Annotated in this window: 18 protein-coding genes and 1 tRNA gene; 5 read left to right on the forward strand and 14 right to left on the reverse strand. The window is 52.6% G+C overall.

Going from position 1 to position 22297, the window contains the following annotated elements; translation table 11 throughout:
- Positions 1–215, forward strand: a 215-nt coding sequence (locus N438_RS28630; protein ID WP_207786597.1) for a hypothetical protein, incomplete at its 5' end; no start/stop codon positions are given.
- Here the strand turns inward: N438_RS28630 and N438_RS22560 are convergent.
- The 7 genes from N438_RS22560 to aspA all read right to left on the reverse strand — a co-directional run bounded on the left by N438_RS22560 (position 216) and on the right by aspA (position 8247).
- Positions 216–291: transfer RNA gene (locus N438_RS22560), tRNA-Phe, on the reverse strand. It lies immediately after the preceding gene.
- A gap of 115 nt (positions 292–406) precedes the next feature.
- The gene (locus N438_RS22565; protein WP_116696527.1) at positions 407–2494 is read right to left on the reverse strand and encodes a DUF1176 domain-containing protein; all 2088 of its coding nucleotides are present in this window, start codon (positions 2492–2494) and stop codon (positions 407–409) included.
- A 67-nt stretch (positions 2495–2561) separates the two neighbouring features.
- Entirely contained in the window at positions 2562–3152 is a 591-nt protein-coding gene (locus N438_RS22570) for a transcriptional regulator (RefSeq protein WP_008807224.1), read from the reverse strand.
- Positions 3153–3172: 20 nt separating this feature from the next.
- The gene (locus tag N438_RS22575; protein WP_008807223.1) at positions 3173–4969 is read right to left on the reverse strand and encodes a protein-disulfide reductase DsbD; all 1797 of its coding nucleotides are present in this window, start codon (positions 4967–4969) and stop codon (positions 3173–3175) included.
- Positions 4945–5268: a divalent cation tolerance protein CutA gene (gene cutA, locus N438_RS22580; RefSeq protein ID WP_008807222.1), complete on the reverse strand. Its 324-nt coding sequence runs from the start codon at positions 5266–5268 to the stop codon at positions 4945–4947. Before cutA ends, N438_RS22575 begins: the two co-directional genes overlap by 25 nt.
- A gap of 125 nt (positions 5269–5393) precedes the next feature.
- A complete protein-coding gene (locus tag N438_RS22585) occupies positions 5394–6695 on the reverse strand; it encodes an anaerobic C4-dicarboxylate transporter (RefSeq protein ID WP_008807221.1) in 1302 nt (433 codons plus the stop codon).
- 115 nt (positions 6696–6810) lie between these two features.
- The gene (gene aspA, locus N438_RS22590; RefSeq protein WP_002885424.1) at positions 6811–8247 is read right to left on the reverse strand and encodes an aspartate ammonia-lyase; all 1437 of its coding nucleotides are present in this window, start codon (positions 8245–8247) and stop codon (positions 6811–6813) included.
- 338 nt (positions 8248–8585) lie between these two features.
- Between aspA and N438_RS22600 the strand changes: the two genes are divergently transcribed.
- Positions 8586–9062, forward strand: coding sequence for an FxsA family protein (locus tag N438_RS22600; protein ID WP_012543133.1), 477 nt, complete (start codon positions 8586–8588; stop codon positions 9060–9062).
- Between the two features lie 51 nt (positions 9063–9113).
- Here the strand turns inward: N438_RS22600 and yjeH are convergent, their stop codons facing one another.
- Positions 9114–10364 (reverse strand): L-methionine/branched-chain amino acid transporter, encoded by a 1251-nt coding sequence (yjeH, locus tag N438_RS22605; RefSeq protein WP_012543132.1) that lies wholly within the window; start codon positions 10362–10364, stop codon positions 9114–9116.
- 232 nt (positions 10365–10596) lie between these two features.
- On the opposite strand from yjeH, the gene N438_RS22610 reads away from it, so the two are divergent.
- From N438_RS22610 to N438_RS22620, 3 genes are all read left to right on the forward strand, one after another.
- A complete protein-coding gene (locus N438_RS22610; RefSeq protein ID WP_003855929.1) occupies positions 10597–10890 on the forward strand; it encodes a co-chaperone GroES in 294 nt (97 codons plus the stop codon).
- Positions 10891–10927: 37 nt separating this feature from the next.
- Complete coding sequence (groL, locus tag N438_RS22615) at positions 10928–12574, forward strand: chaperonin GroEL (RefSeq protein WP_008807218.1); 1647 nt, start codon at positions 10928–10930, stop codon at positions 12572–12574.
- A gap of 260 nt (positions 12575–12834) precedes the next feature.
- Positions 12835–13188: a DUF4156 domain-containing protein gene (locus N438_RS22620; RefSeq protein ID WP_004152419.1), complete on the forward strand. Its 354-nt coding sequence runs from the start codon at positions 12835–12837 to the stop codon at positions 13186–13188.
- Between the two features lie 53 nt (positions 13189–13241).
- Here the strand turns inward: N438_RS22620 and yjeJ are convergent, their stop codons facing one another.
- The 6 genes from yjeJ to N438_RS22650 form a co-directional block, all read right to left on the reverse strand.
- Positions 13242–14102, reverse strand: a complete 861-nt coding sequence (gene yjeJ, locus N438_RS22625) for a YjeJ family protein (RefSeq protein ID WP_023339432.1) — start codon at positions 14100–14102, stop codon at positions 13242–13244.
- Positions 14103–14131: 29 nt separating this feature from the next.
- Positions 14132–16255: a peptidase domain-containing ABC transporter gene (locus N438_RS22630; protein ID WP_116696528.1), complete on the reverse strand. Its 2124-nt coding sequence runs from the start codon at positions 16253–16255 to the stop codon at positions 14132–14134.
- The gene (locus N438_RS22635) at positions 16248–17534 is read right to left on the reverse strand and encodes an HlyD family secretion protein (protein ID WP_023339434.1); all 1287 of its coding nucleotides are present in this window, start codon (positions 17532–17534) and stop codon (positions 16248–16250) included. Before N438_RS22635 ends, N438_RS22630 begins: the two co-directional genes overlap by 8 nt.
- Positions 17535–17610: 76 nt before the next feature.
- Positions 17611–17973 (reverse strand): hypothetical protein, encoded by a 363-nt coding sequence (locus N438_RS22640; RefSeq protein ID WP_023339435.1) that lies wholly within the window; start codon positions 17971–17973, stop codon positions 17611–17613.
- A gap of 703 nt (positions 17974–18676) precedes the next feature.
- Positions 18677–19711: a fimbrial protein gene (locus N438_RS22645; protein WP_100751369.1), complete on the reverse strand. Its 1035-nt coding sequence runs from the start codon at positions 19709–19711 to the stop codon at positions 18677–18679.
- Between the two features lie 22 nt (positions 19712–19733).
- Positions 19734–22277, reverse strand: coding sequence for a fimbria/pilus outer membrane usher protein (locus N438_RS22650; protein WP_023339438.1), 2544 nt, complete (start codon positions 22275–22277; stop codon positions 19734–19736).
- Positions 22278–22297: the final 20 nt, after the last annotated feature.

Below are 22297 nucleotides of genomic sequence, written 5' to 3' on the forward strand. Positions count from 1 at the left end.
GTCCGGATGCAGAAAAGCAAAAACCCGCCTTTTGGGCGGGTTCTTTAAATAGTGGTGCCCGGACTCGGACTAACGCCGCAGGCGTTGAACAGCGCGCTTGTCGCGCTGGCCCCGAAGGGGTGAGCCGCTGTGCGGCGAATAATCGAACGCAGTTCGATGAAGAGTCCGGATGCAGAAAAGCAAAAACCCGCCTTTTGGGCGGGTTCTTTAAATAGTGGTGCCCGGACTCGGAATCGAACCAAGGACACGGGGATTTTCAATCCCCTGCTCTACCGACTGAGCTATCCGGGCAACGGGGCGCATTAAACCGTAATCCGCCCACCCCGTCAACCAAATTTCTTAAATTACTTATCGATTGCTTATCTTTGCGGCAATTCTGCGTTCAAAGGCGCGTTTTGGCTTAACTTCACTGCATGCCGTTATCACCCTCGCGGGTTTTCCAGCCGCTGGTAATGGCGATTACGTGGCGCAACCCGGAGATAATATAATCGCCAATGACCTCTTCATCCTCGCGCGGGGAGCTCAGCGTAATTTCCGCATCCACGCCGTGGCGATAGGCGCCATGGTGGCTAAAAATAGTGCCGATATAGCACTTCCCGTTCAGCCAGACCGGAATATAGGCCACTGTCTCATAGATATAGTTGATGGCGACGCCGCTGTAGTAGTTATCCGCCTCGTCGGCGGAGGTGCCCGGTGGGATGGGGCAGATCGGCGCATCGTTGTCGCTGACGGGTTTGTCTTTCAGCAGGCTGCCCTGCATGACCTCCAGCGAACGCAGCAGATCCGCTTTATCGCTGTCGCTGAGGGGTGGGGTTAACGGCTGGTCTTTCTCCGGGGAGCGGATGCTGTTCAGCGTATAGCGATAGCGAACCGTCACCGCGGGCGTCTGGCTCGCAGTGCTGAACGGGCGCAGCAGGTAGAGATTATCTTCGCCAAACTGGCCGTTGTACCACAGGGCATACACCTGACCGTTGATTTTGACCCAGTGGTTCCATTGGTTAGCCCCGCGGCCATTGATAGAAAAGAGGGCGCCGGGCACCCCGGCATCGAAATCATCGCCGTTATCACTGTCGCTGCCGTCGACGGCGGCAAAGTCATTATCGCCGCGCCGGAGCACCCCGGTGTAGCTGAAGAGCCCGGTGCCGCCCACGTAGCTGTCGATGATCAGATCGCGTTTGCCGTCACCGTCGAGATCGATCAGGGTAAAGCTGACTTTACCGTTTTCTGAATCTGCGCTGATCGAGGAGCGCAGAAACGCCTGCCACTCGTCATCGCTGATATCCGGGGAAGGTTTGCTGGTCGAAACCAGGGTGTCATCGGCGTAGGTGAGCGTGAAGTCGGTAATATGGCCGGTTAACGGAAACTGCTCGGCGACCTTATTCAGCGACAATTCTGGATCGCTTTTTTGCGCTTTCAGCACTGCGTTATACAGTGTGCGCAGGGCGAGGTTATCCGCCTCTTTCTGCTGCCTGGGGATCACCTGGCTGACAAAGGTCGGCAGCATCCAGGTGCCGCCGGGGGTGATTTCCCGACACATACCGGTGCTGTACTTCAGGCTGGGGGTAAAGGTTTTACCATCCCAGATGCGGGTCTCGCCGGTTAGGCAGTCGGCCATGCCCCGTTCTTTGTGCAAAAAGACGATAGTGCCGTTGGCGTAGCTCGAGGCCTCGGTGGTCAGCAACCGTGGCCTGTTCAGCTGGGCGTTATCGACCAGCCACAGCGCATAGCCGTCGTTATAGGGCGCTCGCCAGCAGAGCGCCTGCACCAGAGAATGGGTTTTATCCAGCGCGGTCAGCGTGATCTGGCGCTCTGCCGCCGGGATGGCCGGGTTCTGCCAGTCGTCACAGCGCTGGTTCAGCAGCGGCGTCAGGGAGGGCAGCAGCTTCTGGCGCTGAAGTATGCTCAGCGCCACCGGCTGCGCGTTATGGATCACCGGGGCGGCGATAATCTCCGGGGCGGCAGTGGCTGGCAAAATGGCATCGTCGCCGGCATCGCCTTTATCCAGCAGCGCGTCGGCGGTGCCAGTGCGTCGCTGAAACGCATCCATTTTACCCAGCACCTCGCGGCTGCCGGCGCTGGAAAGCGGCAGGTGCTGGCCGTTAAGGGTGAATTCGATTTTGCGCTGATTCGTCAACGCCTGTAGCAGGGCGGCAGTCTGATCGCTGTCCAGACGGAAGTGGCTGTCGTCCTGGGCGTCCAGCGCGCCAAGATCCCGGTCGTCGATCAGCAGGCTGGCGGTGGAGTCGGCGGGGATATCGTGCTCGATTTGCGCAAAGGTGGCCGTGGCGGCGAGGCGCTGTTCGCTGCCGGCGTTGCGGGTCAACAGCACGCTGACCTCGCCCATGCGGACGCCGTAACCCGCCGCCCGGCAGGTGCCAGTGTTATCGCAGGCGAGCTCCCAGTCTTTTTGCGTAAAGGAAAAACCTTGCAGGGGAGCCGCCAGCAGAGGTGTGGAGCACAGCCCCAGCCAGGCAGCCCAGAAGAACGCGCGCATATCAATCCCTGTCAGCAATCAGTGAGGGGGAAATTATAGGCGCGACGTGGCGGTTAGGATATCAGAATCAGGTTAAGGCGCCGCCCATACGACACTGGGCGAAGCGCAGAATATCTTCTGCCAGCCGCCGGGCCGTATCCACATCCGTCTGGCTACGCTTGATCAGCAGACGGCTCAGGCAGCCCTCGACGATCAGCTCCATCTGTTTAGCGACCATTTCCGGGTCATCCACCTCCAGCTGAGTCAGCAGCTCATGAGTATAGGCCAGCGAAGCCTGCTTCTGCTGTTCCGCCAGCTGGTGAATGGGGTGCTGGGGATCGGGATAGAAGGTGCAGGCGGCGATAAACAGACAGCCGGGGTAGCGGTGGTTACTAACGCAGGTGGTGAGCGCGGCATAGCGTGCCAGCAGCTTTTGCTCTGCGCTTAAGGTGTCGTCCAGCAGCAACTGTCGGCGCCAGGCATCCACCTGCTGGCTCAGATAGCGAAGCGCGTCGTACAGCAGCGCTTCGCGATCGGGCCAGAAGCGTTTCAGGTCGCTCGTCGGACAGGACACGCGCTCAGCGACCATCTCCAGCGACGTGTTGGCGATACCTTCAATTTCAAGAATTTTAATGGCTTCTGCCAGGACGTCTTCACGTAGCACGGTGTTCTCCTCCATCTTTCCTCCTAAAGTGTCGCTCACGCTTGCCAATCGCGCAAATGGGCGCTGAATGCCGCGGCATCCATAAAGCCGGTGACTCGCCGCTCAGGCTGTTCCTGACCCTCAGCGTTGAAGAACAAGATCGTCGGCAGACCGAGCACCTGCAGGTGTTTCAGCAGCGCGACGTCTTGCGGGCTGTTCTTCGTCACATCAATCTGTAATAACACGGTGCCTTTCAGCGCCTGCTGCACGTCAGGTGAACTAAAGGTGTATTTTTCAAACTCTTTGCACGCCACGCACCAGTCGGCGTAAAGATCGAGCATCACCGGTTGGCCTTTTGCCTGCGCCAGCGCCTGGTTAAGCTCGGCCACCGAGTTGACGCGGGTGAACGTCAGATGCGCCTGCTGCTCGACTGCCGGAGCGCCAAATGCCCAGTCCTGCAGGGGCCGCGCGCTGACCAGCGCGGCAGCAAGCAGGATGATTTGTACCAGCCGCATCCACGGCCGGGTAGCGCCCAGCGAGGTGATAAACGCCCAGCTGAAGAAGGCGACGCCAAGCATTGACCACAGACGTAATCCCCACGGGTCGCCGACAATGCGCTCCAGCAGGAAAACGGGCAGAGCCAGGATCACGAACCCGAAGGCGGTCTTCACATGGCTCATCCACGGGCCGCTCTTCGGCAGCAGACGGTTGCCAAATACGGTGACGAGGATCAATGGCAGGCCCATGCCCAGCGCGTAGAGGTACAGCGTGCCGCCGCCCAGCCAGAGATTACCGCTCTGGGCGATATACAACAGGATGGCGCTCAGCGGCGCGGTGGTGCATGGGGAGCAGATCAGTCCGGCAATGGCGCCCATCGCGAAAACGCCACCGGGCGAGCCGCCCTGGCGCTTATTGCTGAGCAGCGCCAGCCGCGTCTGCAGCGAGGAGGGCAACTGGAGCGTGAACAGGCCGAACATGGAGAGCGCCAGCAGAATAAATACCACCGACAGTCCCGCCAGGACATACGGGTGCTGCAGGGCCGCCTGGAACTGCAGACCGGCGGCGGCCACTACCAGCCCCAGCGCGGTGTAGGTTAAGGCCATCCCCTGGACGTAAATAAAGGCCAGCAGCAGGGCGCGCGCGGTGGAAAGCCGCTGCTTTCCGCCCAGCACAATGCCGGAAATCAGCGGGTACATCGGCAGCACGCAGGGGGTGAAGGCGATACCAATACCTATCAGCAGCGCCCACAGCGCCGTAAAGGGCAGGCGGGCAGGCGTGTCTGCAGGCGGCACTGCGGCAGGCGCAGGTGATGTGGCGAGCTCCGGGGCCGGTCGCGGCTCAACCGGCAGCGGCGGGTTGAACGCCGGACGGCTGCTCGTCGACGGCATGGGCTCGATGGCGGTTGCCTGGCCGTCGGCAGAAGTCGCCAGCACGGCGCTCAGCGGGATCACTTTGGTTTCCGGTGGATAACAGAATCCGGCATCGGCGCAGCCCTGCCAGGTGACGGTGAGGGTGGCGTCTTTCTCCGCCTGCTTCACCGTGACCGGCACGGTCAGGCGCTGGCGGAAAATCTCGCTTTTGCCGTAAAACTCATCTTGATGCCACTCTCCTGCCGGGAGCGCCGGTTCGTCGATCGTCGCCCCGGCGGCGCGAAAGGTAAACTGTTGACGATAAAGATAGTAACCATCCTTGATTTGCCAGCTCAGGTTGACATCGTGCTGTTGCTGCTGAAAGTCAAAGGCGAAGGCCTGGTCAGCAGGCACGAAGTTCGAGCGCCCCGGCGCGTCGAATAACCCGGCGGTGGCTGACGTGCTGCACAGCAGCAGGATCAGCGTAATGATGCGGTAAGCCATGAGAGGTAATCGTTGTCTCCATGAATGACGGGTAGAACCAGCAGTTCAGGGGTTTGATACGGGTGGTGAGACTTCAGGCAATCCAGCAGCGCCTGCTGATGGGCAAGGTCGGTTTTGAGCAGCATCTGAACTTCATACTCCTGCTCGAGTTTCCCTTCCCAGTAATAGAGCGAGGTGGCGCCCGGCAGCAGCGTGGCACAGGCGGCCAGCTTGTCCGCCAGCGCTTTTGCCGCCAGATCCTGGGCGGTCGCTTCATCCGGCGCGGTACAGAGCACAACAACAGCATCAGGCGTAGTCATCATGAACCTCGTATCAGCGAAAAGAGGCACTATAGCACGCAAGATGCGGGGATATTAGCGTCACGATCGGGGGTAGGGGAGGGAAACGGGCAGCGGGCCCGCGCGGGGCCCGCTGCCAGCGGTATTTACAGCATAATCCCGCCAAAGATAAAGCCCAGGATCACGCACAGCGTGATAGCGATAACGCCGGGGATCAGGAAGGCGTGGTTAAAGACGTATTTGCCGATGCGCGTCGAGCCGGTGTCGTCCATCTCCACCGCCGCCAGCAGGGTCGGATAGGTTGGCAGGACGAACAGTGCCGAGACGGCGGCAAACGAGGCGATCGCCGTCAGCGGGCTGACGCCGAGCAGCAGCGCGGCGGGCATCAGCGCCTTGGTGGTGGCTGCCTGTGAGTAGAGCAGCGTGGCGGCGAAGAACAGCACCACCGCCAGCAGCCATGGGTAATTGTGCAGCAGGTCGCCGGCCACGGCCTGGATATCGCTGATGTGCGCTTTAACGAAGGTATCGCCCAGCCAGGCGACGCCGAGGACGCAGACGCAGGCGCTCATCCCGGATTTAAAGGTGCTGGCGTTGAGCACTTCGCCAGTGTCGATTTTGCAGGTGATGCTAATCAGGGTGGCGATGGTCAGCATAAACACCACGATCGCTTCGTTACGCGGCAGCACCGGGTTCTTAATCAGGCCGACGGTATCGCTGATGGCCGTGGCGTAGAACATCACCGCCACGATGCCGATCAAAAACAGGAGGACAGAGCGTTTGGCGTGCGGCTTCAGCTCAAACACCTGGCTGCCGCGCAGTCTAACTTCCCCCTTGGCCAGCCGCTCCTGGTAAATGGGATCGTCTTTCAGTTCGCAGCCGAGGAAGTTGCAAACAATCGCGGTGAGCATTACCGCCAGCAGGGTGACCGGAATACAGATGGCCAGCAGCGTCAGGTAGCTAACGCCCAGCGGCTCAAGGATCCCGGCAAAGAACACCACCGCCGCGGAGATAGGCGAGGCGGTGATCGCTATCTGAGAGGCCACGACCGCAATCGACAGCGGACGAGATGGGCGAATGCCTTGCTCTTTGGCCACTTCGGTGATCACCGGCAGCGTGGAGAAGGCGGTATGGCCGGTGCCGGCGAGTACGGTCATAAACCAGGTCACCAGCGGGGCAAGGAAGGTAATGTACTTCGGGTGGCGGCGCAGCATCCGTTCGGCGAGGCTGACCAGGTAATCCATCCCGCCGGCGACCTGCATGGCGGCGATAGCGGCGATGACCGCCATGATGATTTCAATAACGTCGAAGGGGATCGCACCCGGTTTGATTTGAAAAATAAGCGTCAGGACAAGGACGCCAAGGCCACCGGCAAAGCCGATACCAATGCCGCCGAGCCTGGCGCCGAGATAAATCGCCAGCAGGACAATAACCAGTTCTGCACCAAACATATATGCCTTCCTTGTTTTTTAACAAGTTGATATTGGATTGTTGTATTTTAGTAAAACTAAAAAGCAAAAAAGGCATGTCATCGCTGACATGCCTTTCAATGACTAACCGGAAAGATTACTGTTCGCTTTCATCGGTATAACGCTTCGCTTTATAAGCAGGATGCATCAGGTTTTGCGCGGAGAAAATATCATCCAGCTCCGCCGCCGTCAGCAGCCCACGCTCCAGCACCACTTCCCGCACGCTCTTGCCGGTTTCGGCGCAGATCTTGCCGACGATATCGCCATTGTGGTGGCCGATAAACGGGTTGAGGTAGGTGACGATGCCGATTGAGTTGTAGACGTAGCCTTCACATACCGCTTTATTGGCGGTGATGCCGTTAACGCATTTCTCCAGCAGGTTGTAGCAGGCGTTGGTCAGGATATGTATGGATTCGAACATCGCCTGGCCGATCACCGGCTCCATCACGTTCAGCTGCAGCTGCCCGGCTTCGGAGGCCATGGTCACCGTGGTGTCGTTGCCGATGACTTTAAAGCAGACCTGGTTGACCACCTCCGGCACTACCGGGTTAACCTTCGCCGGCATAATAGAGGAACCCGCCTGCAGCTCCGGCAGGTTGATTTCGTTGAGGCCTGCGCGTGGACCGGAAGAGAGCAGGCGCAGGTCGTTACAGATCTTGGACAGTTTCACCGCCAGGCGTTTTAGCGAGCTGTGAACCATGACGTACGCCCCGCAGTCCGAGGTGGCTTCAATCAGATCTTCCGCCGGAACGACCGGTAAGTTGCTCACTTCCGCCAGCTTCTGCACCGCCAGCTGTTGATAGCCGTCCGGGGTGTTGAGGCGTGTACCGATGGCGGTGGCGCCGAGGTTCACCTCCAGCAGCAGCTCCGCAGTGCGCAGAATACTTTTGGTCTCTTCATTAAGCAGCACATTGAAGGCATGGAACTCCTGGCCGAGGGTCATCGGCACCGCGTCCTGCAGCTGGGTGCGGCCCATTTTGAGAATGTCCTGGAACTCCACGGCTTTCGCCTGGAAGCCTTCGCCCAGCTGTTTAATCGCATCGATTAACTTCAGGATGGAGGCATACACCGCGATGCGGAATCCGGTCGGGTAGGCATCGTTGGTGGACTGGCATTTGTTGACGTGATCGTTTGGGTTCAGGTACTGGTATTCGCCTTTCTGATGGCCCATCAGCTCGAGGCCGATGTTCGCCAGGACTTCGTTGGTGTTCATGTTTACGGAGGTGCCGGCCCCGCCCTGGAAGACATCGACCGGGAACTGGTCCATGCATTTGCCGTTATTGAGGACTTCGTCACAGGCGGCGATAATCGCATTTGCCGCGCTTTTGGGAATGGTCTGCAGCTCCTTGTTCGCCAGCGCGGCGGCTTTCTTCACCATCACCATGCCGCGCACGAATTCTGGTATGTCGCTGATTTTGCTGTTGCTAATGTAGAAGTTTTCAATCGCTCGCAGAGTATGAACGCCGTAGTAAGCGTCCGCGGGAACTTCCCTGGTGCCCAACAGATCTTCTTCGATACGAATGTTGTTTAACATGTGAACCTTCTTTTCAAGCTGCCAATGAATTCACCAAATACACAGAATATCCAGGATTCAGTATATTTTCTGGCCGACGATTATTTCCTTAACCGGCCTGGTGCCCAAGATCATATGCTGATGATAGCGAATATCAGTAAGCTTGATCACTTATTACATCGCGGGTGTGAGAAGATTTATTAATCTGTGAAATGGGTCACCGCTTTCCTATTGCTGGAAAAAATAAGCATTTCCGCTGATTGAAAAGCCGCGCAGCATCCCCATCTTAGTGGGATGCGATCAGCAAATTGATGATTACGGGGGCTGAGCTCAGCGCCCGTTAGATGAAGGAGACGCCGGTGCGTTGGATTCCGTTTATTGCCTTTTTTCTTTACGTTTACATTGAGATATCGATCTTTATCCAGGTCGCGCACGTGCTGGGCGTCTTTATGACCCTAATCCTGGTGATCTTTAGCTCGGTGGTAGGGATGTCGCTGGTGCGTAACCAGGGCTTCAAAAACTTCCTGCTGATGCAGCAGAAGATGGCCGCAGGCGAGAGCCCGGCAGCGGAGATGATCAAGAGCGTTTCACTGATTATTGCCGGTCTGCTGCTGTTGCTCCCGGGGTTCTTTACCGACTTCCTTGGCCTGCTGCTGTTACTGCCGCCGGTGCAGAAGCACCTGACGATGAAGCTGATGCCGCATCTGCGCTTCAGCCGGATGCCGGGCGGCGGCTTTAGCGCCGGAACTGGCGGCGGTGAGACCTTCGAAGGGGAATTCCAGCGTAAGGATGAGCAGCGCGATCGTCTGGACCATAAGGACGATCCCCGCGATTAATACACGCCCGGCCCGGTCAGCAAATGCGACCGGGCCGGTTTCTTTCCTGGCTTACACGCTACCTGTCGCCAGCTTGCGCCTGGGTAAAAACAGCCACAGCCCCGCCAGCATCACCAGCGCGTACAGGCTTTTCCAGCCGACCATAGCCAGCAGCAGCAGACAGAGAATGCTGCCCACCACCGCCAATAGCCGATAGCGCCCGCGCAGCAAACGACAGCCGGCCAGCATGCACAGCAGGTAGATCATGATGAAAATGCCGTTGGCATAGACGATCAGCGCGTCCAGATTGATATCGAGCAAATAGATACACAGGGTGCTGACCACGCAGGAGCCCAGCACGGCGTTGAGGGCATTGCGCGGGATCTGCCGTGGCGACAGCCGTGCGAGGTAGCTTTCGGGCTTATGCTGCGCCTGCGACCAGACCAGGCGGGCGAAGCTTTGAATATAGATGTTGAGGCTGGCGAAACAGGCGAGATAGCCGATGACGCAGGCCACCCACAGCGCTTCGACACCGAACAGACGGACCACGATGTTCGGTAGCGACGCGGCCGCCGCCATCTCCTCGCCAAAGGCGTGGAAGTGCAGCACCAGCACGGTACAGGCCCAGTAGACCGAACCGGCAAGCAGCAGGCCTATCATCAGCGCCCTGGGGAAGTCACGCTCGGGATGTTTAAACTCCGAGGCCAGGTGAGCAAAAGCTTCCAGACCGACAAAGCACCAGAACATGACCGATAGCGCGGAGAAGAGCTGACCATGGTCGATCTCCGTCAGGGCGGGGAAGGGGATCTGCGCCGGGCTTATCCCGCCACGCCACCAGACGGCGACGATCAGCGCCACAATCAGCACGGCAACCAGCGTCTGCAGGTTGGCGCTGGAGCTGGCGCCACGCGAACCGATCCACCAGACGATGGCCAGGGTGCCCAGCTCCGCCAACAGTAGCTGCGCATCATGCCAGCCGAACAGCGCCTGGCCGAAGCCGGTGGCGATGTGCAGCGCGGCGGGGAGTCCGACCGGGATAACGGATAAAAACAGCCAGCCGGTGACGCTGGCCAGACGTGGGCCAAATGCCATATCGACAAAGTGGGCCACGCCGCCCGCGCTGGGAAAATGGCGGCCCAGTAGGGCAAAGACGATGGCAATCGGGAAAACAAGGAGAATGAGCAGCGGCCATGCCCACAGACTGTTATCGCCAGCGACCAGCGCCGCCAGCGCCGGGACGGCGAAGACGCCGGTACCCAGCAATGAGGTGGAAAGTAATCCGACTCCCTGTCCCAGTCCCAACTCCTGTTTTAAACCACTCATGATTCCATCCTGCGCCAGTGAAAAAAAAGAGAGTATCACAATCGCTTTTCCTTATGACGCATTGGCCGATAGCGCTGCTTTTTGCGCGCTAGCGCAAAGGTAAAAATTTTTTTTGATTTTGCCCTTGAAGCGGGAAATGGCCACCCCCATCTCTCTCTGCACTAGCCGGTAAACCGCGTTCGGCCCGGCGTCACCCATAACTGATAATGACTTTCTCGAAGGAGAGCTATCAATGAGTATTCGTCCGTTACATGATCGTGTGATCGTCAAACGTAAAGAAGTTGAAACCAAATCTGCAGGCGGCATCGTTCTGACCGGTTCTGCGGCAGCTAAATCAACTCGTGGCGAAATCATCGCTGTCGGTAAAGGCCGCATTCTGGAAAACGGAACTGTGCAGCCGCTGGACGTTAAAGTTGGTGACATCGTGATTTTCAACGATGGCTACGGCGTGAAGTCTGAGAAGATCGACAACGAAGAAGTGCTGATCATGTCCGAAAGCGACATCCTGGCAATTGTTGAAGCGTAATTCGCACGACCCTGAACGAATTTGAGGAATAAAAGAAATGGCAGCAAAAGACGTAAAATTCGGTAACGACGCTCGTGTAAAAATGCTGCGCGGCGTAAACGTACTGGCAGATGCAGTTAAAGTGACCCTGGGCCCGAAAGGCCGTAACGTGGTTCTGGACAAATCCTTCGGCGCGCCGACCATCACTAAAGATGGCGTTTCCGTTGCTCGTGAAATCGAACTGGAAGACAAGTTCGAAAACATGGGTGCGCAGATGGTGAAAGAAGTTGCCTCTAAAGCGAACGACGCGGCAGGCGACGGTACCACCACCGCAACCGTACTGGCTCAGGCTATCGTGAACGAAGGCCTGAAAGCTGTTGCAGCAGGCATGAACCCGATGGATCTGAAACGTGGTATCGACAAAGCTGTCATTGCCGCCGTTGAAGAACTGAAAGCGCTGTCCGTACCGTGCTCTGACTCTAAAGCTATCGCTCAGGTTGGTACCATCTCCGCTAACTCCGACGAAACCGTCGGTAAACTGATCGCGGAAGCGATGGATAAAGTCGGTAAAGAAGGCGTGATCACCGTCGAAGACGGTACCGGTCTGGAAGACGAACTGGACGTGGTTGAAGGTATGCAGTTCGACCGCGGCTACCTGTCCCCGTACTTCATCAACAAGCCGGACACCGGTGCCGTTGAGCTGGAAAGCCCGTTCATCCTGCTGGCTGACAAAAAAATCTCCAACATCCGCGAAATGCTGCCGGTTCTGGAAGCCGTAGCGAAAGCTGGCAAACCGCTGGTTATCATCGCTGAAGACGTTGAAGGCGAAGCGCTGGCGACCCTGGTGGTTAACACCATGCGCGGCATCGTTAAAGTGGCTGCGGTGAAAGCACCGGGCTTCGGCGACCGTCGTAAAGCCATGCTGCAGGATATCGCTACCCTGACTGGCGGTACCGTTATCTCTGAAGAGATCGGTATGGAGCTGGAAAAAGCGACTCTGGAAGATCTGGGCCAGGCGAAACGCGTGGTTATCAACAAAGACACCACCACCATCATCGATGGCGTTGGCGAAGAGTCTGCAATCCAGGGCCGTGTAGCTCAGATCCGTAAGCAGATCGAAGAAGCGACCTCCGATTACGACCGCGAAAAACTGCAGGAACGTGTCGCTAAACTGGCTGGCGGCGTGGCAGTAATCAAAGTCGGTGCGGCTACCGAAGTTGAAATGAAAGAGAAAAAAGCACGCGTCGACGACGCCCTGCACGCAACCCGTGCTGCGGTTGAAGAAGGCGTGGTGGCTGGCGGCGGCGTAGCGCTGGTTCGCGTTGCGGCGAAACTCGCTGGCCTGACCGGTCAGAACGAAGATCAGAACGTCGGTATCAAAGTTGCGCTGCGCGCAATGGAAGCACCGCTGCGTCAGATCGTGTCCAACGCCGGTGAAGAGCCGTCTGTTGTTGCTAACAACGTGAAAGCTGGCGACGGTAACTACGGTTACAACGCAGCAACTGAAGAATACGGCAACATGATCGACTTCGGTATCCTGGACCCAACCAAAGTGACCCGTTCTGCTCTGCAGTACGCGGCATCCGTGGCTGGTCTGATGATCACCACCGAGTGCATGGTGACCGACCTGCCGAAAGGCGACGCGCCTGATTTAGGTGCTGCTGGCGGTATGGGCGGCATGGGCGGTATGGGCGGCATGATGTAATCGTGCGCTCTACGGCATAAAAAAGCAGAAACCCCTGGCCAGCAATGGCTGGGGGTTTTTCTTTTGGCGCGCTTTTTAGTATAAGGCTTATACATAAAAATCATTTAAGCTGCATCAGAGCGGCAAGCACCTCCGTTTCGGGCGTGAACTGACAAGCGCGACCGGGGAGGGAATGAACGCGGCTCATGCCGACGCAGTTTGAAGGATGAAAGATTTACATCCGGGCCAGTGCGTCCAGCTCATCGATCATGGGGAATAACATGCAGGTAAAATATTTAGCAGGGATTGTCGGCGCAGCCTTACTGTTGGCAGGTTGCAGTTCCAGCAATGAATTAACCTCTGCCGGCCAGAATGTGCGCTTCGTGCAGGAGAAGCCGGGCGCAGAGTGTCAGCTGTTAGGGACCGCGACGGGTAAACAGAGCAACTGGCTCTCCGGCCAGAATGGCGATGAGGGTGGTTCCATGCGCGGTGCGGCAAACGCCCTGCGCAACCAGGCGGCAGCGATGGGCGGAAACGTGATTTACGGCGTCAGCAGCCCGACGCAGAACCTGCTGTCGAGCTTTGTACCTACCGACAGCGAAATGAACGGCCAGGTTTATAAGTGCCCGAACTGATGCGTGACGCCTCTCTCTGCGAGCGCGGAGAGAGGCGTAGTTGAAGATGCGGATCAGGCACTAAGTTCTGCTTTCTTCTCAAGGTAGAACGCGTGCAGGGGACGCAGGCACTCTTCCAGACTGAGCATTCTTCCTGGCTGGGAAGGGATAATGGTACTGAAGATCTGGCATGGCGCCAGCTCCGCGTGTATCGCCTTAAGCTTGGGGCTTTTCTCGATAAGCTGCATCACGACGTTATTTTCCAGTTCAGACAGATGCGGCGCGCTGGTTTTGATCACAGCTCCGGAGACAATTTTCTTCCCTTCGTCCGTCTCACAGCAGTACAGCACGCCCAGATAATGGGAAAACAAGTTTAGTTTCCAGTCTTCCTGTAATGACTGCTGGTAATCAACCCCTTTATCTTTGGTTAAATCAAGGGCATATAGACTTAAAAAGTTGAGATTTGAACTGAGATATTCAATTAATTTTTGGTCGCCAGCGTTATTTAAGGCCTGATGAATACCAATTAGCATTGCTTCAACTTGTTTGTCATCTATACGAAGCGATGCGATCTGCTCATTTTGTAGTACTAAGATAAGCATCGAGTATGTATCACAAGGTTTTAAAGTAATGGAAACAATCCGTCTTTCAGAGGTGGGTTCTTCGATCTCTGATTGTTCAACGACGGGAGTATTTTTAATCAACGTCTCATTAAATCCGATCAGCTCGGACTTATAATTTTCATCTTCATTCAAACGCTTGATGACCATTGCCATTCGAGTTTGAAGAATCAGTAATAGGTCAACAAGGACTGGGGCTTGTAAGTAAAAAATCCGACAGGTTTGGTTATGTTGTTTAGTTTTTAACAGTAGTGCTAAAAAACGGTCTTCGTACAGGATTCCTGCGGTATTGAAACCAATAAATGTTCCTTGCATTTTGGGCTCCTTTTCCTTGAGGCAGATGCTTATGCTGAAACTAACAAATTAGGTTGTGATAAATCTATAATACGATCCGCCGAAGCGATCGTAGAAGGCCGATGAGCAACAATAATACGAGTGATTCTCAAGGCTGATATTGATTGGTTTATAGCTGACTCATTATTAAGATCGAGATGACTGGTAGCTTCATCCATAAAAAGAATACTGGGCTTACGGTATAGAGCGCGAGCGATTAGGATGCGCTGTTTTTGCCCACCTGAAATGCCTAGACCAAGTTCCCCAATAATCGTTTCATAACCCATTGGCATCTTCAGAATTTCATCGTGGATGTTGCTACGTTTTGCACACTCGATCACAAAATCTATAACGGCATTATCTTCGAAACCGCTGATATTATCGATAAGCGATCCGGAAAAAAGACGATCTTCCTGCAATACACAAGCGGTACCTTGGCGATAATTATTCAGGCCGATTTTAGTGATATCAAGATTATCAGCTAACACATCGCCACTGGTTGGTGAAAGCAGACCACACATCACTTTTAATAGCGTGGTTTTACCAACGCCTGAAGGACCGACCAGGGCCACGGATTCCCCAGGCTCAACCGTGATATTTAAATTTGAAAAAATCGGCTGAGAAAATGGGTCATATTGATAACAGAGGTTTTTGACCTCCAGTTTGGCACCTGAATCCGGAGAAAATACTTCTCGCGCGGGGAGCTCTTTTTCCGGCTCGCTAAAGACGATCTCTGACAGACGTTCGTTATGTAAGGATAGCATTCGCAGCTGCATAGATAGATCGACGAGATTTGAAGCACGCTGTGAGAACTGGCCACGGTAGGCGTTAAATGCCATGAACATCCCGAGGGTCATATTATTATCAATAACCATGATAGCACCCAGCCATAGAACAGCGACTTGATCAATTGCTGTTATAAAGGTGTTGATCCCACTAAACATCATATCGAAGCGAGTTTGTTTGATGCCTGCATTGCAGGCATCTATATTGATATTGAGCCAGTGTTGGGAGCGACGTTCTTTCAGATTCAACGCCTTGATTGTTGAGACACCATAGAGCGATTCCATAAAATGCGAGCTTGAGCGTGCACCTTTGATCACCTGCTCTTCAGTTACACGGCGATAGAAGCGATAAGTCGCAAAGCGCATAATTGCGTAGCATAAGGTAAAACCGACCACTACCCAGGTCAGCCAGCCGCCGTATAACGTCAGCATGATCAGCAGGCCGATAGTCATGATCGAATCAATAATACCGCTGACTATACTGTTGGTAAATGTGGAACGAATAGTATCCAGGGATGAAAAACGTGACTGAATATCTCCCAGATGACGCTTCTCAAAGAATGAGAGCGGTAGGCTGGTCAGATGATCGAAAAGAGTAGTTTTCCATTGTATATTCGTTAATGTATTTAGCGTCAGTGAGGTCCAGGCACGCAGCATACTAATAAAGGTACGGAATAGGGTAAAAAATACTAAGCCGATACAAATTACCGCTAGCAGGCTTTGATCGTGTGCCATTATTACGTGGTCAGTAACCAGCTGGGTACCTATTGGCAACAATAAACCAATAGCCTCCACAACCACCGAGAATGCGAATATTTTTAATAGCACGGATTTTAACCCAATGATATTTTTCATTAGATCCAGCAGACGCAATCGAGACTTGGCCTTTTCCTGCTGAAAATTATGATCGGGCCATAGTTCTAAGGCGACGCCAGTAAAATAATTCGACATCTCCTGGATGCCGATAATTCGTTTTCCCAGCGCCGGATCGTGAACTATGAAGCTATTTTTGCGTACTTTGGTTAGGACGACAAAGTGGTTCATTCCCCAGTGTAATATGCAGGGTAACTTTAACTGCTTGACTTCATCGAGATCGAGAGACAACGCTCTGCTTTTTAGTCCAGCATGATCAGCAGTTTTGCTTAAAGATATCAGCGTTACACCCTGAGCCGGACTACCAAAACGTTGACGGAAATTGAAGAGATCAATATCCAGTCCATAGTGCCCACTAACCATTGCCAGACAGGCAATACCGCATTCTGCTGCTTCAGCTTGTAATATAATAGGCGTTTTGTGACGTATTGAAAAATTGAGTTTTGAAATAATATTCGTGAATAATTCATTAGTCATTGATCGGCCCACTTACGCTTTGAGAAATTTTATAAAAAGGTGTAAACATCCACATATAAAGAGGACGTTTCTCAAGAAACACAACTGCTTGTGCTTTCAACCCATTAGATAGTGACAATGTTTTCCCATCATAATAAAATGTTTTATCTCTAAGCCTTACAATAGTTTTATAGAGTGCAAGTTCTTGCTGATTGGAACCATTACTTACATTGGTGTATTCTGACATCTCCTGCCGTGACGCAGGAACTGATGATATAGAGATAACTTCTCCATGGAATTGCCCAAACTTATCAGAAGGGAATGCATCATAACGAATATTAATAGTATCACCAATTTTAACATAAGGAATACTGTTGTTTGGTAACCATAAAATAAGGTAATATTCTACATCTCCTGTTGGCTTAATTTGTGCCAGGCTACTGCCGTTCTCGACCATTTGTCCTTTAGTCACAGCTAACGATTCAATACGGCCTTCCGTTGTTGCTTTGATGACAACGTTTCCATTTGCACTAGATTCTACCAATTGATTCTTGAAATCGTTAATCTGATTTTGCTGACTAGATATTTGATTATCAAAGTCAGCTAGTTTTGTCACTTTATCACTTTTGAATTGAGTAACTTGAGACTCTAATTGCATTTTCTGGCTAACAAGTGATTGATAGGCACTTTGTTGCTGAAAATAAAGTGAGTGCTGATAGTTGTACTGATCTTTAGTGATTAAACCTTCGCTGAGATATTTGTCATAGCTGGAAAGGTTAATATGCATTTTTTTTAAGCCGGCTTGGGTGTTAGCCAGCATGCGATTGGTTTCTTGTAGTGATTCATTCGTTGTCAGTAGTTGCTTTTCCAGAACACTGAGCGTTTCTTTTTTGTTGCGGGAAAGTTTTTCGATAATATCTTTTGCGTTGGCTATCTTTTCATTTATGACTTTAATTTGAGCAGCACTGACGTTACCGTTGATAGTATTCTTGGATACATCAATTTCATATAGTGGTTGCCCTTTTGCAACTGAATCGCCAACTTTAACTAATTGTGAAAGAACAAACCCTTGCTGAGGGGCAAAAACATTAACCGAGTGCGGTAGCGTAATCACTTCACCATGAACATCAATGCGCTGTGTAAATGAGCATGTTATGACAGTAGTGATAAGAGTGATAAGGAAAAGAAGTGAGATCGATACAATTAGCCAGGCAGGAAGACCGGCCAGTAATAACGCCTTACCCTTCCAGTGGCTTTTCTTATATTCAATCGCTTCCTTGCGATATATATTTTTCAACATTTTCTTTGCTTGTGTTATTTGCTTTTGAAATAAAAGAGGCCCTGTATTGGGCCTCTTTATTATGTTTAAGAGCTACTTACCAATAAGCAATGGTTCCGTCAACGAAGCCTTGCGCCAGGGCAGTGCACAGCTCATAGGTTTTATCCCAGCCAACCATCACACCACCGATAGCGCATCCAATACCACCGATAATTAAACCAAGGAAGGTACCGACGCCTTGGCCGATTGAACCAATACCAAAGATACCGCCTCCATTACCACCAAGAACTCCACCCATCGCTGCGCCAGCAAGTGCACCTGCAGTTGCAGCTATGATTCCTGCTTGAACTGCTTCTACAGCATTTGCACCCAGACTAGTAATCGCACTTGAAAAAGATGAAAAATCCCAGCTATAGCCACCAGAGATTTCTTCCATCTCAAATACTGTTAATTGTTTCATATTTATTCCTTTAAATTAAATTATATTAAATATATTAAAACTCTTATTACATGTTAACCTGGTTGTCAGGTCGGCTAGAAATATATAATTGATGTCGGAATAAATCAACCTGACAGAGTGTGAATAAATCATGAATAATTGATGAATTCATTTAGAGATCAAAATACATAATGGCATGAATTTAAAAGCTTTTTAACGCTTTCTCTCATAAAGGAGCTACCATCATCTGATAATCTCTACATATTTCCCTCTCGCCGTATAGACAAAGTAATCTGGGGACCCAAAATGACTTTTTTATAACAACTTGTTATATTTGGTGGGCATTTATAAGGCCTGACGGCACCAAGACTTTTTAGATGGCCAACCAGAGCTGCTGGTGGGATGATTGCGACTTGAGAACTTGAGAACTTGAGAAACTGAGAGGCTGAATATTTTCAATAACCTAACAACTTTCTATTACACAAAGGGTAAGATGTTCTGTAAGCTCCTTACCATTTCTATTTTCATAATTCTGAATCGTTTTTTATGTGTTATTACAATACCAGCGCACATGTATTTCCCATATTATTTTTCTCTCTTAATTATGATGAATAAGCCGAGATATTTTATAGTAATTATTCTTAAATATTTTTTATTTACAGAGATTGTTATAGCCATCCAAGGGGGCAAAAGGAGAGTAACTAGACTCTCCTTTTTAAAGGGATTAATCCTCCTGAATAACAACTTCCATCATTCCTTTAACAAGACCCATTGTGACATCGGCGCTACTATCACTTTGTCGATAATAATCAGCGGTAATGTTGATGGTTTTGTTGAGATCGTTGCTGGTATTTATTTTATAATTGTAACTATCGGTATCATAGAAAACGATAGGGCTACCCGAAAGCTTGAATATGACTCCTACTTTGTTTGCTGCATCTGATCCAACAAGCATATTGTCGACTATACCATTCCCTGAGGCGCTGATTCCGCCGATCGGGTTAAACCAATAAGTGAGAGTATTACCTACAGAGTCATTGGGACAACTGATGTTCATAGCAATGGTTTTCTGCGATGGCGTTATTGCTCCGCGAGCCAGCGACATGAGCTGTCCTTTGTCGATGCGATTCAGTGTCACCTGCGACCGTGGCGTAGAAATATTACAAGATGTAGTACGATAATTGATGTTTTTAATTGAAATGGAAATTGCTTCGTATATGAGTCTGTCATTCGCGACCGGGTTGGTTTTTAGATTCCCTACCGAAAATGAAACGGAGGGGTTTGAGCTGGACTTGGTGCTGGTATCAATTACGGTTTTAGTTTTGACTAGCCATACGGTAATAAATTGATAGTTATTCTCGGTTGATTTTGTTATCGGCACCAGGGTCGAACCTGCCTCGGCAACGACCAGAGCGCCATTTTTACTGCGCAATAAATCCGAGACTTGAAACCCAATGCCATCAATCCCCGTTTCATATACGGTACCGCCCTGAATACCGGTAACGCCTGAAACAGCGGCGGCCCCGACATCAATAATATATTGGTCATCGGTGCTTTTATCACAAGTGAAACCTTTATACGATCCAGTACCAAACTTATGGGTATACAATACAGTCCCTACCGGAATGGAAGTATCCGTTGGAATTTTGACATTGTTCAGCGTTAAGCCTTGACGCTTGGTAGTGCCGCTATATGTGCACTTAGCAGCAGCCTCACTACCCAGCATCAGCAATGTTATTAGGATAAAAATTCTTTTCATCAATATATTCCCCTATGGATGACTAACGGCAAACCGCTTCGATTTGACTGATGCCAGTCGCTTTGCCTTCCCTGGCCGGTAAAGTAAATGAAGCATTGCACTGCTGCGCGGCGCTTTTGCCCCACTGAACGTTAAGGATCCCGGTCTGCTGCAAGCCGGACATATAGACCATGCCCGCGTCGCTGACGATACTTGGCTGCGATTTACTATTTCCGGCGAGCAGGACCATTGCGCCATAAGGTACGTCCTGACCATTGGCGGTTTTCAGATGCACAAAGGCCCGCTGGCCGATATTGCCGTCATAACTTGCACGTACGATGGCACCACGCGTCGGAACAACGCTCTTCGTGGTTTCTGGCAGTTCCATATCTTCACCAAGGGTGGTGCTGTCCAGTGTGATATCGGTGCGACGATAAGGCGTAACGTACGGGACGATAGCGTAACCGCGATAGTCGGTGGAGATGGTGTTATCGTTGGCCAGTCTGACGTCATCCAGCCCTGGTGCTTTAATCAGCACGGCAGCGTCGGTGATGTCCTGGCCAAGCGTGATGCCATCGGCATGGGCAAGAATGCTGCCGTTGGCGCCGTAGTCAATACGTTGGCTGTTATTGTCATAGCTGTAGCCGGCATTAACGCTGCCGCGGGCGCCGTTATAAGTCCCGCGCATATCGCCGCTGTAGTATTCCCGGTTGCTGTACCCTTGCTGCAGGCTCCACTCGAGGCTGTCGTTATCCAGCCCGACCCCCCCTATGGATACCGACTGATCGGTTGATCCCGGATTGCTGTTGGTTAACTGATAGCTGGTATAGGTACCCGGCAGCCAGTTGCTCAGCGGCAGGGTCACCGTCAGGGTGATGCGCTGATCGTCCTGGGCGTCTTTACCGGAGCTATCCCCGCTCCAGGTGTAACGGTTATAGCTATAGCCCAGATAGTAGTTCACATTGCGGAAGCCGCCGTTGTACCCCACGCTGATCGACTTGTTGGTGCGCTTATCGTCCCAGTAATCTTCAATTAATCCACTAACGGACAGGCTACCCAGGTCTTTACCCAGGCTTTGGTTAACCGTCAGGTTGGTACGGTTACGCAGCGAACGCGGGCTATAGTTGCCGTCATTAGAGTAGCTATCCAGCACCTCGGAGAGGGTATTAAACCCGCGGGTGGAATAGCGGTAGCCCGCGATGGTGACGTTAGTGCCGGTTTCGACGATGTTTTTCCCGTAACGTACGCGCCAGGACTGCCCGGAGGTCTTTTCATCGTCTTTCATTTTCGACCAGGCTTGGGTGACGTCTGCCGAGGCGGCGCCTAGCTCGCCGAGGTTATAGCCGAGACCCGTCGATAGCGCCTGGTAGCGCGAGGCCGCCTGCATGCCGCCATATACTGTCAGGCTGCTGGAGACGCCGTAGGTCGCGGTAGCCTGAGTAAATGGCGTTTCATCGACTCCACCATCGTAAGGACGATATTTACCGGAAGTAATCTCATACTCCAGTTGATTTTCACGCACCATGACCGGCAGGGTGGCGAACGGCACAACAAATTCTTGCTTGGATCCGTCGGACTCTTCCACGCTGACGTAAAGGTCGCCGCTACCGCCGCTCGGGTACATATCGGTGATTTCAAATGCCCCAGGCGCCACGTAGGTCTGGTAAACCTGGTAGCCGTTCTGTTTAATGACGACGCGGGCGTTGGTTTTGGCGATACCGCGAATAATCGGCGCATAGCCACGCATACTTTCCGGCAACATCGTGGTATCGGTGGCCAGCTGAATACCGGTAAACGGCACGCTGTCGAAGATGGTTGAGAGCGATGAACTTTCGCCCATCACCAGGTTACTGTTGATCGGGCGAATACTGCGCTGCATATAGAGATAGGCGGAATCCCAATCCCCGGCATCGCCATTGTTTTTATTCCATGTGCTGAGGTTGCGGATACGCCATGGGCCAACGTTGAGGCCAGACTGCAGGTTCAGGCTGTAGTATTCATCATTGGCCTGCATGTCGTTCGAGCCGCTGAACTGGTAGTTCACCAGCAGGGCGTTGATGCCATCATCAAACTGATCCGGTGGAATATATCCCTGCGCGGTGGTGGATAAGGCCGCCTGCGGAATAGAGATATTTAAGCGCTGGGCGGTGAAGTCAAAGTCCGCTTTGGTGTCCGGAATGACAGAAAAGTTTGCACAGCCGTTTTGATCCTCGGCTAACTCTGGAAAAGCTTTTATCCTTACGCCATATTCCGCGAGAGCTTTTAGACTCAGGCAGGGAACCAGAGCGGGTTCGCGGTTATCGCTGCTGGCGCGATTGTTGGCGACAAACTTTATCGTCCTGGTATCCAGGTAGCGGCCATTAAACATGATATCGACCCGATAATCCCCCGGCGCCTGCGCGTTCTGGGTCTGAAATACGGATAAGTCAGGGGTGGTTGATGGATCGCTACCATTCAATGAGCTAATGAATGAGGGATCGAAAAAGTCACGTGCTTGCGCTTTATTATTCAAACCAGAAAGCAATGCCGGAAGCATTGCAAGGAAGATGGTGGATAGTTTGAATAATCCATTATTCTTATTTGGCATAGACACATCCCTATAATGAT

Source organism: Klebsiella sp. GL120222-02 (assembly GCF_003097195.1).
GTDB classification, from domain to species: domain Bacteria; phylum Pseudomonadota; class Gammaproteobacteria; order Enterobacterales; family Enterobacteriaceae; genus Klebsiella; species Klebsiella variicola.